We start from the raw sequence: 14,875 nt of genomic DNA, 5'->3' as shown, positions 1-14,875 counted from the left end.
ATTTCATGAAAATAATTTTCGTTTATTAATATACTTATGAAAAAATATTTGATATGATGTGCCTATAACGAAGTAAGGAGTGCATCATTGTGAAACTAGGAATGGTTGGCCTTGGCAAGATGGGCTATAACTTAGTGCTGAACCTGATGGAAAATGGGCACGAGGTTGTTGCGCATGATATCAATAAGGATGTCATGAAGGATATCGAGAGCAAAGGGGCCGAAACGGCAGCAGATTACAAAGCGATGGCTGAAAAGCTCCCTGTCCCGCGTATTATCTGGCTGATGATCCCTGCTGGCGAACTGATCGACGAGGTAGTCGATGGCTTTGCGCCTCATCTTGAGCCAGGTGACATTGTCATAGACGGAGGGAACTCTAATTACAAGGATACAGTCAGGCGTGCAGACATGCTGAAAAAATCCGGGATCCACTTCCTTGATGTCGGGACAAGCGGCGGCATGGAAGGGGCGCGCCACGGGGCATGCACGATGATTGGCGGGGACGCAGAGACTTTTGCGCATGTGGAACCGATTTTCAAAGACATTTCAATTGAGAAGGGCTATTTATACACAGGAAAAGCCGGGAGCGGGCACTTCCTGAAGATGGTCCATAATGGCATTGAGTACGGTATGATGCAGGCGATGGCGGAGGGCTTCGAAATCCTTGAGAAAAGTCCGTTTGAGTATGATTACAAGGAAGTTTCAAGAGTATGGAACCATGGTTCCGTCATCCGCAGCTGGCTGATGGAATTAATCGAGAACGCATTTGAAAAAGAACCAAATCTTGAGAGCATCAAGGGTGTGATGCATTCTTCCGGCGAAGGCAAGTGGACAGTGGAAACCGCGCTTGACCTTCAGGCGGCAGCTCCGGTCATTGCCCTATCGCTGATGATGCGTTATCGTTCATTGGAAGAGGACACCTTCACCGGAAAAGTCGTCGCTGCTTTAAGGAATGAATTCGGCGGCCACGCAGTGGAACGGAAAGAGTAAAGAATCGAAAGCTTTCCTCGTTTTTTGAGGAGAGCTTTTTGTTTTTATGCTTTTAAAAACCAGCAGGCTTACATATGTCCAAAAAAGCAGGAAAAATCGGTCGGTTCGATTGTATGCCCAAAAGAACACAAGGTATCAAAAACTTCATTCTGCGGGGCGTGATCAGCGTCTTCCACCGCTCAATACCCCGACACGTTCATAAAATTCTCCTATTTTACAACATAAGCATATTACTTTTTAAGTTATAGTAGAAGTGAATGACGAAATGGGGTGCAGTTACCATTGAAAACGAAATGGTATTTCTTCTTTCTGACAATTATTGCGGCTTCGGCCGTTATATACGCTATGTTTGGGATTCAAGAGGAGGAGCCGGTCGAGCTCGGCGTCATCATGATGGGCGAAAACCGTTATCAGAAATTCGCGGGCTTGAAAGCAGGGCTGGATGAACTTGGGTATAAAGGGAACATTCATTACAGTGTGAAAAATGCGAATGATGATGAGGAAAGGCTCCAAAAACAAATCGACAATCTGCTAAAGACAGACCCCGATGTGATTGTTACGCTTGGCGGCATTGAGACGCTTTTCCTGAAGGAGAAAATGGATCAGCAGGAGAAAAAAATCCCGGTTGTTTTTGCCGGACTTGCAGCACCGAAGGAAGTAGGGCTGATTGATGATTACCGCTCGCCGGGAGGGCTTTTTACCGGCATCAATAATTATCATGCCAGCATTTCGGGAAAGCGCCTTGAGCTGCTTACTTCCCTTGTGCCGGCTATAAACCGTGTCCATGTCCTGTATGACAGCAAAATAAAGGTAAGCCAATTAAGTCTGGAAGAGACGGAGCAGGCGGCAAGGAAGCTGGAGATCCCGCTGATGGCGTGTGATGTTAGCCAAAAGGAATGCATGGAAAATTTGAAACGGCAAATTGTGAAGGGCGATGCTCTCCTGATGCTGCCAAGCTTCAGGGTCGAATCGATGACGAATGAAATCGTCGCGCTTGCGACCGAAATGCAAATGCCGGCAATGGGCCTATACGATTTCGAGGCGGAGAAAGGGCTGCTCGCAAGCTATGGGGCAAGCTTTTATTCGCAAGGGTTCCAGGCAGCCAGGTTTGTCAGCCTTATCCTCCAGGGAAATAAGCCGGCTGAGCTGCCCGTAGAGCTTCCGGATGGGCTGAGGTTTGTCATCAATCAACAGACAAAGGACGCCCTCGGGGGTTCCTATGATGAGGATTTGCTCTCAATCGCTGAGTTCATTCATCCTGGCGTCCAACCGGGAGGGAAGAAACGATGAAAACTTTGCTTCATTTCCTCCATTCGCAGACGATCCGCAACAAAGTATTGGTGTTCGGTGTCGCGATGTCAACAATCCCGCTGTTATTGATCAGTTTTTATTACTATTCATATGTGAAGTCAGACCTGGAGGACAGGATCCTTGAAAAGCAAAACCTGATGCTTCAGAACCTTTCTCGGGAAATCGAATTCGACTTCAATCAAATTTTTCAGCGGATCCATGTTCTGGCTAGCCTGAATCAGCTGAATGAGGAGAAAAGCGCCCTTTATGAACTCCTGCAGCAAAGCGAATCGATCGAGGAGGTCGTCGTTACCGACTCAAAGGGCTTTGTTGAAAAACGGGTATCCCGCTATCAGCTTGATATGCCTGACGAAAAGGAGCAATGGTTCCCGGATGATATGTGGTTCCGCCTGCAGACCGACGAGAAGGTTTATGGCGAGGTGGAATTCAATCCATATGGCCAGCCGGTGATGAAGCTCGCGATCCCTTTTTATGGGGACGATGAAAAGAAAGCGATTGGTGTTGTCGTCCAGCTGCAAAAAATGATTGGCAAGATTTCCTCGATGCGGCAGGACAATTCATCCTATATTTATCTTGTCGATGGCAATGGGCGAGTGATTGCCCATCAGGACTACAGCAAGCTTTGGCACAAACAGCCAGCTGGGGAAAAGAAGGATGTCCTCGGGGTAACCGCCATGATAGAGGACCTTGATTGGAAGCTTGTCATGGAGCAGCCAAAATCGACTGCCTACGAGCCAATCAACAAGATGCTGCGGAACGGCGTGGGAGCTGTGGCTGTCCTGATCCTGACTATCAGCTTGATCAGCGTCTGGGCAGGGCTGTATTTTACAAAACCGATTGTTTCCATCGACCGTGAAATGAATCGGCTGAAACAAGGACGGAAAACGAGCCCGCTAAAGATGAAACGGAAAGATGAACTTGGGAAGCTGGCGGACAGTTTCGACGAAATGAGCAAGGAACTATTGGAAAAGTCGCGGCTGCTTGAGCAGGAAAAGGAGCGCCTTGATGTTGTAGTCAATGGCATCGGCGCTGGGTTAGCGCTTGTGACAAAAGAGTACAGGATCACCTGGATGAACCCGATGCTGAAGAGCTGGCTGAAAGAGGACCGGTTGTCACTTCCATGTTATGCGGTGATTGGCGGTGAAAAAGCTCCATGCGAGCATTGCCCGATCACTTGCCCGGATCTTGATAAAGTCGCGGATGAGGTGATGAAATTCAAGGATGGCGCGGATGGGGAGCGTATCTTCAGGCACAGGGTATTCCCGCTCAACCATGCGATCGATGAAGAGGGCCAATTCCTTGTTGTGCTCGAGGATATAACCGAGCAAAAACAAATGGAAGAAACGATGATCCAGACTGATAAGCTGAGCGCCCTTGGCATCATGGCCTCGAGCTTTGCCCATGAAGTCAACAATCCGCTCGCGACCATCAATGTCTATGCCGAGGATCTGATCGACCGGATCCAGGCAGGGGACGAGGACTTGGATGAAGAAGAAATGGAGCACTACTTGCGGAAAATAAAAGACAATACCGAACGCTGCAAACGGATTACCGGGAACCTGCTTAATTTTTCCCGGAAGGCTGACTGGACAGAAGACAAGATCGACATTAAAGAAATCATCGAAAACAGTGTAAGCCTGGTTGAGCATCAGTTGAAAAAACATCGTATCCAGCTTGAATTGCGTGTGGATGACGAAATTCCTCCGGTCGTTGGGGATGGACTCAAGCTGATGCAGGTGATTGTCAACTTGATCAACAACGCCATCGATGCGATGGAAACCGAAGGCAGGCTAACAGTCACGGCTAGGCTTGCCAATCATGGCATTTCAATCAAGGTCAGTGACAATGGCCATGGAATTTCCCCTGAAGCGATGGATAAGCTGTTTGACCCATTTTTCACTACCAAGCCCCTGGGAAAAGGGACCGGGCTCGGATTATCCGTCTGCTACGGAATCATCCAGCAATTCGGAGGGAATATACAGATTCATAGCGAACCAGGGAAGGGAACGGAAGCCGACATTCAATTACCGGCATAGCATTGCCTGAATCGTAACAGATAGGAGGGGTTACATGGGGAATATAAAATTGCTGGTCGTAGATGATGAGCAGGATCTGCTTGAGCTATTAGTAAGAAGGCTGAGACGGAAGGGTTTCGATGTGGACAGTGCGGAAACAGCCGAAGATGCGCTCGAATTGGTCAAAAAGAACGATTATGATGTTGGAGTATATGACATCCGCCTCCCTAAAATGGATGGAATCGAACTTTTGAAGGAAACGAAAAAAGTCCAGCCGGAAACGGAAGTCCTCATCCTGACCGGGCACGGGACAATCGATACCGCGATTGAAGCGATGAAGATCGGGGCGTTCGATTATATCACAAAGCCGTATAATCTGTCCGAGCTTGAGCTGACAATCGGCAAGGCCGCCGAAAATAAAGTATTGAAAGAAAAAAACGACAGCATGAGGAAAATCATCGCCCAGCATAACGAGTTCACGATCATCGGCAATAGTGCCAACTTCCAGGAGGTGCTGGAGATGACCCGGAGGATCGCGGACAGTGATGTCCCGGTCCTGATCGAGGGTGAGAGCGGAACTGGGAAGGAACTGTTCGCCAAGGCCCTCCATTACTGGAGTTTGCGCGCGGATGAACCATTCGTGCCGGTGAACTCAGGAGCACTGCCGGAGCAACTGCTCGAAAGTGAACTGTTCGGCCACGCCCGCGGTGCTTTCACAGGTGCAAGCCAAGAGAAGAAAGGGCTTGTCGAAGCTGCGAAGGGTGGGACTCTCTTCCTCGATGAGATTGGTGAAATGCCGCTGGCCCTGCAGGTGAAATTGCTCCGTTTCCTTGAGACGGGGGAATTCCGCCGGGTGGGAGATGTCCGGGAGCGGCATGTCACCGTCCGTGTCGTGGCGGCAACGAACCGTGACATGGAAAAGGAAGTTGCGGAAGGGCGCTTCCGCGAAGATTTGTATTACAGGCTGAATGTCGTCAAATTGAGAATCCCGCCGCTTCGCGACAGGAAAGAAGATTTGCCGGCATTGATCGATTATTTTATCTGCAGGACAAAAAGCCCTTCGAAGCGGCTGTCCCCAGAAGCCGTGGCCGCACTGGAGCAATATGATTTTCCTGGAAATGTTCGGGAGTTGGGCCATTTGATCGAGCGGGGGATTTTGTTATCCAAGGGAGAGACCATCGAGGCGGAGGATTTGCTGCTGCCGCAGTCCAAAGGTCCGGCGGGATCCCCTCCTCCGATCGCAGAACCATCAAAGCTCTGCTCTCTGGAAGAATTAGAAAGAGCCCATATTGAGAATGCCCTCAGGCAAATGAACTGGAACAAGACGAAAGCTGCGGAAGCGCTCGGCATCAGTGTCCGCAATTTGTACCGCAAAATTGAGCAATATGGTTTGAAAGAATCATAGATGGCGGACAAGAGCCGAGAAGCTAGATGGCGCTGCAAGCATGAACGGAGGAGCGGAAGGATGATTTCCTCACCAGCGTTTGGATGCCTGGGACAGTAGCCGTAAGCCCATGAACCAGCCTTAAGTTATCCCTTGGAGGGATAACTTCTTCTACATGGGGAATGAAGGGAAGGATGCTGAGCTCTTTTAGGCGTTTGCATGAAGTTCTATCCTGCCAAAATGGCATGCTTCTTTCCACTATGACAAAATGGCACATGCCATTTCTGCAAAACCATGACAAAATGGCACAGATTGAAACGGCCAGCATGAAGCTATTTGCTTCTGCTGGCCGTTTTTTATTGTTCACAGAAGTGTCACGAATCCCGGAATGCTAGAGCCGCAAGTGGTTCAAGTGATCCATCTGCAAGAATGACCCTTTAAGAAAAAACTTGGCACACGGCTTGCATCATATATAAGCAAGAAAAACAAAAAAGGAAGTGGCATGATGTTATCCAATATTGGCATTCCAGGTTTGATTTTGATCCTGACACTGGCGCTGATCATCTTTGGACCGAAGAAGCTCCCTGAAATCGGCCGGGCATTCGGGCAGACACTGAAGGAGTTCAAGAAATCGACAAAGGAATTGACAAGCGATATCACGGACGATATCGGCGAGGACCTGAAGGAAATCAAGAAAGAAATATAAACGCAGGAAGAGGTGACGAAAGATGGGGCTGTTTTCAAATGAAACGAAAGTAGATTATGACAAAATTGTCGACAAGATGCTTCCGGATGGAAGAAAGGAACTGAACGATTCACAATATGATACCGAGCTTGGCCTTAACATGGCGCGCGATGCCAGGAAGGTCATCAGCGGAAAACTGAAAATCGAGGATTTCCATAAGGTATATTCCTCTTCATTGACAAAGGAGTTCGGAAAATATTATGCATCCGATGCTCCAGTGAAAAAGAAGGACGGAAGCGGGCCGAAATGGGCAATGGTCATCGACCTCAAGAAATGTGTCGGGTGCGATACATGTACGGTCAGCTGCAAAGCAGAGAACAGGACGCCGCCAGGAATCTCTTATAATGTCGTCATGGAGTCGCTTGAAGGGGAATTCCCGAATATCAAGGCTGTCAACCTTCCTAGGCCATGCATGCAGTGCGACAAGCCAGCATGTGCCCAGGTTTGCCCGACGAGAGCAACCTACAAAATGGAAAACGGAATCGTCGCAATCGACAACGACCGCTGCATCGGCTGCCGCTATTGTATCGTTGCCTGTCCATATGGAGCGCGTTCATTCGATTTCGGGGACAGCTACGAGCAGGAAATGACGGGCTACAACGATGTGTCCAGCCCTGAATATGGCATGGAACGCGGCAATCGTGAAAAGGGCAAGACACCGATCGGCACAGTACGGAAATGCAGTTTCTGCTTCCACAGGCTGCAGCGGGGCGAAGAGCCGGCATGCGTCGAAACATGCATTGGCGACGCCCGCTTCTTCGGAGACATCAGCGACCCGAACAGTGTAGTCTCCAAGCTTGCCGCAAGCCCAAGAGCCTTCCGGCTGAAGGAAGAATTGGGAACACATCCGAACGTCATTTACTTACGATAGGAGGGACAGGCGATGTCAAATCTCGCTGTTAATCTGAAACAGAAAACAAATGCCAAACCTGCTGTGTCCTCTGCTTTTAAGATCTGGATATCAGCATTGACTGTAGCTTTTTTGATCGGCGGCTATTTTATCGTTGAACGCTTCATCACCGGGCTGGCAGCTACGAATCTATCAAGCATCACTCCTTGGGGCGCGTGGATCGCTTTCTATATTTTCTTTGTGGGACTAAGCGCAGGATCGTTCCTGCTGTCGACACTGATTTATGTGTTCGGGATGGAAGAATACGAGCGGATCGGTAAAGCCGCCCTGTTCACAGCAATTGTCTGTATGATCGTTGCCTTGACCTTCGTCCTGATGGATCTGGGGCGTCCAGAAAGGCTGATGAACGCGATCATCTATTGGAACGTCACTTCCCCGCTCGGATGGGAAGTCCACTTTTACCTTGTGTACATCGCTCTCCTGATGGTCGAACTTTACATTGCGATGAGGGAAGACCTTGTACGCGCGGCAAAAACGAATACGATGAAAGGGTTTGTTGCAAGGCTGTTAACCTTTAAAAACTCCACGATCAATGCAGCGACAAAGAAGCGAGACCACATGTGGATGAAGATTCTTGGCACAATCGGGATCCCAATCGCGATTTTCGGTGTCCACGGCGGTACGGGAACGATTTTTGCCCTGGTGAAAGCCCGTCCGGCCTGGAACACAGCACTGTTCCCAATCATTTTCGTCGTATCCGCGATGGTTTCAGGAACAGCCTTGCTTTTGGCCATGTATATCATCAAGAAAAAAGTCCAGAAGCAGCCGATCGATAAAGAGATGGTCATCTCCCTTTCGAAGATGATGGTCGGCTTCCTGATCGTCGACCTCGGCCTCCAATTCTACGAATATCTTGTTGGCTGGTACGGCCTTGAGGCGGAACATTTGGATACACTGGGAACAATGCTCGCAAGCGAGAAAGCGTGGTCGTTCTGGATCGTCCAGATGTTCCTGGGCGCAGTTGTCCCAATCACCATCGTTTTTTGGAAAAAAACAAAAGAAAATATCAATGCCTTGCTGCTGGCAGCGATCCTGATCGTCATCGGGATCATTGGGGTCCGCTTCAACATCGTGGTCCCGCCGCTTGTCGTGCCAGTATTCCATGAATTGCCATGGGGCAATTATGCGCCAACACTGAAAGAATGGATGGTCAGTGTCGGGGTTGTCGCGATGGGACTATTAATCTATTCGTTCGGGGAGCTGCTGCTGCCGATTGAAGAAACTTCTGACGAGGTGAGCCATAATGGAAAATAAACCAATGAAACGGCGTGGATTTTTAAAAGCACTTGGAACGCTTGGTGCGGTCGCCTTTGTCGGGCCAGCATTCGTCGGGCCGATCAAGCAGGTGATGAATGGGGTCTGGATCGATGAAGCCCACGGCGCAGGGACAGACTACCAGGATTATACAGCAGAAAATGTGATTTTCACTTCTTGCCAGCAGTGCAACGCTACCTGTACGATTAAAACATACATTACTGCAGGAGCAGCCGGCGGCGCTTATTCATCAATTGTCCGCAAGATCGCGGGCAACCAGTACAGCCCGATGACCATGGTGCCTTATGGCCATATCAACTACGACACTCCTGTTTCCCAGGCAGTCAAGGGTACCGGCGACGTGGCCAAACAGGGACGCGGTTTCCGCGGCGGCCGGACTTGCCTGAAGGGGCAGGCGGGCATCCAGACCAACTACGATGCCTTCCGGGTCCAGAAGCCATTGAAGCGTGTCGGCGAACGGGGCAGCGGGATGTGGAAGACAGTCAGCTGGGAAGAGGCGTATAAAGAAATACTTGAAGGCAGCAAGGACCTCGGCACTCCTGGACTGAAGGAAATGTGGAAATACGCGCCGGAAGAAGCGGTCATGGCTGACTGGGATAAGCTTAAGGCTGGCCAAATGACAAAGGCCGCATTTGATAAAAAGTACAAGGATATCCTGATCGATACGAACCATCCTGACCTTGGGCCGAAATCGAATCAGATTGCGATCATGGCTGGGCACAGGCGCGAATTCATCGAGCGTCTCGCAGTTGGAAGCCTTGGGACAGCGAATTTCTATGACCATGGAGGCTATTGCGGAATCACGAGCGTACAGGGAAACGTCCGTTCACACGATGCTGAAAAGCCGAAGAAGCGGATGATTCCTGACTATGACAATGCGGAAATGGTCATCGTCTGGGGAACGAACCCGATGGTCGCGAACCGCGGGCCGACAACCTTCGCTCCGCAGATCACAAACGCGATTGAACGAGGCATGAAGATGGTCGTCATCGATCCGCGCTTCAGCAAAACTGCGGAAAAAGCGGATGTCTGGATACCGGTCAAGCCAGGAGGCGATGGTGCCCTTGCGATGGCGATGTGCCGCTGGATCATCGAAAATAACCGTTATGATGAAATGTACCTTCGCAATCCGAATCAGGAAGCAGCGAACCTTGACAATGAAACGACATGGAGCGACGCATCCTTCCTGGTCAATGTTGGCGATAAGAAACGTCCATTCGTCCTCGCCAAGGAGCTGGGTGTAGGGGGCGAGGAATTCGCTGTCATTGAAAACGGCAAGCCGGTATCCCATTTGAAGGCGATGAATGGCGAGCTGGACGTCGATACAACAATCAACGGCATCAAAGTGAAATCCGTGTTCAGGATTTTCAAGGACAAGGTCATGGAAAAATCCATCGAAGAATACGCAAAGCTGGCAGATGTCCCGGCAGAACAAATCATCCAGCTTGCCCGTGAATTCACATCGCATGGCAAAAAGGTCGGGATCCATGCCTACCGCGGACCAGCCATGCACGCCAACGGCTATTACAGCGTCCGGGCTATCAACATGCTGAACCACCTTGTCGGCAACCACGATTGGAAGGGCGGCGACACAGTGCTTGGAGCGAAGTTCAAAGCAACAGAAGGCCGCTATGACCTCGCGACTGTGCCTAATGCAAATAAATCATGGGGCATACCGGTGACAAGGCACAAGGTCCCATATGAAAAAACCTCATTGTTCGAGAAGGATGGCTATCCGGCGAAACGCCCATGGTACCCACTGGGGAACAAGCTGATCAACGATGTGCTGCCAAGCTCGGCAGAAGGCTATCCTTACAAAATCAGGGCATTGCTGATCAACAGGACTTCACCTGTTATGGCAGGTCCGCGTTCCGATATGCAGGCAAAGTTCCTTCGTGACCCGAAGGTTGTTGAACTTGTCGTGTCGTCCGATGTGATGATCGGCGAAACATCGAAATATGCGGATTTCATCTTGCCAGATCTTGCTTATCTTGAAAGCTGGAATGCGGAAGACATCTTCCCAATCCTGAAATATAAGTTTGCCGGCGTCATCCAGCCAGTAACACGCATTGTCCCGGATGCCAGACCGACAGAACAGGTATACATCGACCTCCTGAAGGGCATGGGCCTCCCGGGAGTTGGCGATAAGGCATTCGTTGACGGTTCATCTCTCAATAACCCTGAGGAGTACTATTTGAAGCGCATTGCCAACATTGCCTACGATGGCCAGAAACCAGTAAAAGATGCCAATGCGGAAGAATTGGCGATTTTTGAAAAAGCAAGGCAGAAAGCGCTTGGCAAGTACTTTGACATCCAGAAGCTGAAAAACGCCGTCAAGCCTGAAGAGTGGAAAAAAGTTGTCTATGTATTGAATCGCGGCGGGCGTTTCGAACCGGCGGGCGATGAATATATCGGCAATAAGCTGAAATACCAATGGGCCAAGCAAGTTTATTTCTACGATGATAAGGCAGCAGGCTTCAAGAGCGCTTACACCGGCAAGTTCTTCGAGGGCGTCCCAGTAGCGGATGAAATCAAGACTTACGATGGCCAGGTTTACAAGCCAAGCAAGCCGCTGCAGTTCATTAACTGGAAATCGAGGAATATGGCAACGCACCGGACAGAAGGCAACGCCTGGCTTCGGGAAATCAAGCCGGAAAACTACTTGTGGATCAATCCGGCCGATGCGAAGAAAAAAGGAATCAAGACGGATGATGACATCTTCATCGTATCGAATAATGCCAAGGTCAAAGGAAAAGCGCTGGTCACTCCTGGCATCAAGCCGGGTGTCGTAGGAGCAAACTTCAGCTTTGGGCATGACGCATATGGTTCAAAGCCGGTGAAAGTGGATGGCAAGACAATCGAGCCAGCTGGAAAATACGGACATACAGACTATGAATTCAACAAACCGCTCCACGAGGAATCAGGCTACGCTAAGGAGCGCGGGCTCGGCTTCTCCGTCAACGCCTTGTCGGACAGGGATGGAAGCTACTTCGAAGGCTATCTCGCGGACCTTCTGGTAGGCGGACCAGCCCAGCAGGACGTATTCGTGGACGTGGAAAAAGCGTGATCAAGGGGGGTTGCCCGCTGGCGCAATCCCCGGAAATCTTTTAGAAAACGAAGGTGGAGACAATGATGGAAGAACGATATGGAAAGCTCGCAATCGCTAATCTTTTGACAAGCATCTGGTTTGGTGACTGGAAACGTTACGAAGAGATCATGGAGGATGTTCCGGAACCGTTACAGCAAGAGCTTTCATTTCATTCTTTTTACAAAAGGGATGAAGTACAGCTCTGGCATGACAATCACTTTTTCATACCGGGGGACCACTTTGTCTCCCCTTACTTTTCCTCCTATCCAACGAACAGTGGGGATGAAGAAGACCGGAGGAAGGATTTGCTTTGCCTGATTGGCCTGTATGAAAAAACAGGCTTCTATTATCCGCTGGAACAGGATCGGTTCCCGGATCATTTCGGCAGCCTGACAGCTTTTCTCAGCTCGGTGATGAAGGAGGAAATCGAGGCAGAACAGGAAGGGGACAGCCAATACCTTGAGCAGCTTGAGGAACTGGAAGCTGATGTGCTTCACCAGTATATCCAGCCCGTGATCCGCCCATTGCTCCAGCAGGCAGAAATGAAGGTGAAGCATCCGTTCTTCAAGGAATTCCTCCGATTCTATGCGGATATGATGGAGAATGGCTGGGTAGAAGCAGCAGAGTAAAAGGGTACGCAAAGGAAGCAGCTGAACACTTGCCCATTTTCGGCCACTTTCGGGCACCTTCATTAACAAAGCCGAGTTCATTCCACATTTTTGGAATGAACTCGGCTTTCTTTCGTATCTGTCTGTATTTTATGCCTTCAGCGTCAAATTAATCATGGTTTTCGCATCTTCCTTTCAATCCTGCTTGAAGAAATCGATGAATGCATGATAAAACTCGATTCCCTGGTAAAATAACATGCTTGTCGCGGCCAATGAAAAGAAACCGATCATCAGGAAACGGAACCACATATACATACCTCCTTGAATTGGATTATTTTTTTAAAATCAAAGAGGCTTAATCACGTAATTGGACTGGTAGAAAACCATGGAAAGAAAGGCAAAGTGGAAAGAAAAAACAGTGAAAGAAGGAATCCTTTTCAGCCAAAGGCGGGCAAGGGAGACCAGGGTAGCTGCGCAAATAGCAAAGGCAAGTTTTTTGCCATCTTCATCTGATGCCGGGGGCAGTTCAAGCGGAATCTCGATTGGGAGCATCAGGCTGCTGCCTGTGTCCAGCGGATCATTCAGCTTGTTATCCGAAGTGCCATGCCCGAGCATCACAGCGGTCAGGATGAGCAGGCCAAGAGTGGAAAAAGTAAATCTTTTCAAGATCCTCACCCCCTGAAAGGAATATTTCTATGATATAACAACATAATCACTGTTGAAACAAAAATATTTTGACAATTTGCAGCAACAAAAAACAGACACTCAATCGAGTGTCTGCCAGGAATCCTTATTGCTTCCGCAAATTGCCTAGTTCTTCGGCGATTGCCTGCAATTCGTTCGGGCTGAAATTATTTTTCTTCATGATCATCTCGTAGATATCCTTCAATTCTTCGTACATTTCAGCATCAAAATGGGATGACTTGATTGCCCCAATGTTCATGACATTCAAGCGCTCTTTTATTTTCTCAATCATAAAGTCAACGTTTTCAGGCGTATTCTTTGATAAATCCACTCCGTTCATCCTCTCCAAGGTTGTACAATTATCTTTCCATTTTAACAATGAAAAGTCAATTATAAATCCGGCCCATAAGAGAGCCGGATTGTCTAAAGCTTTTAGGTGCTCATGGTACTTCCCTGTTTCTTTTCTTCTTTGATCGCATTTAGGATATTCCTTGTCTCAGCCACGACTACACCGGACAAGCCGAGAAGGCCAATCAGGTTCGGGAACGCCATCAGTCCATTCATGATATCGGCGATGCCCCAGACAATCTGCAGCTGTGAAACGGCCCCGATGAAAACTGCGGCCACGAAGGCGATCCGGTAATAGATGACAATATCCTTGCTGAATAAGTAAGAGAAGCATTTTTCCCCGTAATAGGACCAGCCAATAATAGTCGATGAGGCAAAGAACAGGAGTCCGATTGCCACAACGATCGATCCCGAAGAACCAAGGAATTTCGCGAATGTGGCGGACGTCAGGTCTGCCGCTGTGAGATCGCCGGTATACAAGTCTCCCATGACGATCGTGATCCCGGTAATCGAACAGATCACAATTGTATCGATGAAAACCTGCGTCATCGATACGAGTGCCTGGCGTCCTGGAAGATCGGTCTTTGCCGCTGCGGCCGCAATCGGGGCAGATCCAAGCCCTGCTTCGTTGGAAAAAACACCGCGCGCAACTCCCCAGCGGATGACAGAGCCGATGGCGCCGCCGGCGACAGCTTCCCCGGTAAAGGCGTCCGTGAAAATCAAAGCAATGGCTGAAGGGACGAGGTCAAAATTCATGACAATGACGACCAGCCCGGCAATCAGATAAAAAAGTGCCATGACAGGAACGAAAAAGGAGGTCACCTTGCCAATGCTTTTGATCCCTCCGAGGATCACCAGCGCCGTAAAGATGGTCAGGACCAGTCCAGTCACCCATGCCGGAACGGAAAAAGTCGAGTTTACTACGCTTGCGACCGAATTGGATTGTACGAGATTCCCGATTCCGAACGCGGCTATCGCTCCGAATAGCGCGAACAGGACACCAAGCCATTTTTGCCCGAGCCCTCTCTCAAGATAGTACATCGGGCCGCCTGATTTTTCGCCATCCGGATCTTCAACCCGGTATTTGACGGCAAGCACCGCTTCCGCATATTTTGTCGCCATGCCGACAAACGCTGTAATCCACATCCAGAACACCGCTCCGGGACCGCCGGTGAAAACCGCTGTGGCCACACCAGCGATATTCCCTGTTCCAACGGTAGCAGCCAGTGCCGTCATCAATGCCTGGAAGTGGGAAATGTCTCCATCGGATTTCTTATCCTGTCTTTTTGTGAATGCAAGCTTCAATGAATAGGGAAGCAGCCTGAACTGCAGGAACCCAATCCTTATTGTTAAATACAACCCCGTACCGACAAGCAGGATCAATAGGGGCGGACCCCAGACCCAGCCGCTGATTTTGTCTATCCACTCTTGAAAAGTCATCCTTCTCCCCCTTTAAAAAATTATTGTCGAAAAACGTTCTCTAACAAGAATATTCTGATAATTGCCCCAAAGTCAAGC

The 14,875-nt window shown here is 49.4% G+C and carries 12 protein-coding genes; 9 read left to right on the top strand and 3 right to left on the bottom strand.

Annotated features, from left to right (window positions below; genetic code table 11):
• Positions 1-89: 89 nt before the first annotated feature.
• From gnd to JJQ88_RS02170, 9 genes are all read left to right on the top strand, one after another.
• Positions 90-989 carry a phosphogluconate dehydrogenase (NAD(+)-dependent, decarboxylating) gene (gene gnd, locus JJQ88_RS02210; protein WP_210364103.1) on the top strand — a complete coding sequence of 300 codons (900 nt, stop codon included), beginning with the start codon at positions 90-92 and terminating at the stop codon, positions 987-989.
• A gap of 282 nt (positions 990-1,271) precedes the next feature.
• A complete protein-coding gene (locus tag JJQ88_RS02205; protein WP_210364102.1) occupies positions 1,272-2,279 on the top strand; it encodes an ABC transporter substrate-binding protein in 1,008 nt (335 codons plus the stop codon).
• Positions 2,276-4,336: an ATP-binding protein gene (locus JJQ88_RS02200; protein WP_210364101.1), complete on the top strand. Its 2,061-nt coding sequence runs from the start codon at positions 2,276-2,278 to the stop codon at positions 4,334-4,336. Before JJQ88_RS02205 ends, JJQ88_RS02200 begins: the two co-directional genes overlap by 4 nt.
• 34 nt (positions 4,337-4,370) lie before the next feature.
• Complete coding sequence (locus JJQ88_RS02195; protein WP_210364100.1) at positions 4,371-5,720, top strand: sigma-54-dependent transcriptional regulator; 1,350 nt, start codon at positions 4,371-4,373, stop codon at positions 5,718-5,720.
• Between the two features lie 484 nt (positions 5,721-6,204).
• On the top strand, positions 6,205-6,405 hold the full coding sequence (gene tatA / locus JJQ88_RS02190) for a twin-arginine translocase TatA/TatE family subunit (RefSeq protein ID WP_210364099.1): 201 nt from the start codon (positions 6,205-6,207) through the stop codon (positions 6,403-6,405).
• Positions 6,406-6,427: 22 nt separating this feature from the next.
• Positions 6,428-7,315, top strand: coding sequence for a 4Fe-4S dicluster domain-containing protein (locus JJQ88_RS02185; RefSeq protein WP_210364098.1), 888 nt, complete (start codon positions 6,428-6,430; stop codon positions 7,313-7,315).
• Between the two features lie 12 nt (positions 7,316-7,327).
• On the top strand, positions 7,328-8,608 hold the full coding sequence (gene nrfD / locus JJQ88_RS02180) for an NrfD/PsrC family molybdoenzyme membrane anchor subunit (RefSeq protein WP_210364097.1): 1,281 nt from the start codon (positions 7,328-7,330) through the stop codon (positions 8,606-8,608).
• On the top strand, positions 8,598-11,696 hold the full coding sequence (locus JJQ88_RS02175) for a molybdopterin-dependent oxidoreductase (RefSeq protein WP_210364096.1): 3,099 nt from the start codon (positions 8,598-8,600) through the stop codon (positions 11,694-11,696). Before nrfD ends, JJQ88_RS02175 begins: the two co-directional genes overlap by 11 nt.
• 65 nt (positions 11,697-11,761) lie before the next feature.
• Positions 11,762-12,346, top strand: a complete 585-nt coding sequence (locus tag JJQ88_RS02170; protein WP_246860876.1) for a molecular chaperone TorD family protein — start codon at positions 11,762-11,764, stop codon at positions 12,344-12,346.
• A gap of 324 nt (positions 12,347-12,670) precedes the next feature.
• Here JJQ88_RS02170 and JJQ88_RS02165 read toward each other — a convergent pair whose 3' ends face one another.
• The 3 genes from JJQ88_RS02165 to JJQ88_RS02155 all read right to left on the bottom strand — a co-directional run bounded on the left by JJQ88_RS02165 (position 12,671) and on the right by JJQ88_RS02155 (position 14,797).
• A complete protein-coding gene (locus JJQ88_RS02165; RefSeq protein ID WP_210364094.1) occupies positions 12,671-12,991 on the bottom strand; it encodes a hypothetical protein in 321 nt (106 codons plus the stop codon).
• A gap of 124 nt (positions 12,992-13,115) precedes the next feature.
• Positions 13,116-13,340, bottom strand: a complete 225-nt coding sequence (locus JJQ88_RS02160) for a DUF1128 domain-containing protein (protein WP_210364093.1) — start codon at positions 13,338-13,340, stop codon at positions 13,116-13,118.
• A gap of 101 nt (positions 13,341-13,441) precedes the next feature.
• The gene (locus JJQ88_RS02155; RefSeq protein WP_210364092.1) at positions 13,442-14,797 is read right to left on the bottom strand and encodes an alanine/glycine:cation symporter family protein; all 1,356 of its coding nucleotides are present in this window, start codon (positions 14,795-14,797) and stop codon (positions 13,442-13,444) included.
• Between the last annotated feature and the right edge of the window lie 78 nt (positions 14,798-14,875).

The sequence above is a fragment of the Bacillus sp. REN3 genome (assembly GCF_017912555.1).
GTDB lineage: Bacteria > Bacillota > Bacilli > Bacillales > Cytobacillaceae > Mesobacillus.
This window is presented reverse-complemented; position numbering and strand designations above follow the sequence as displayed.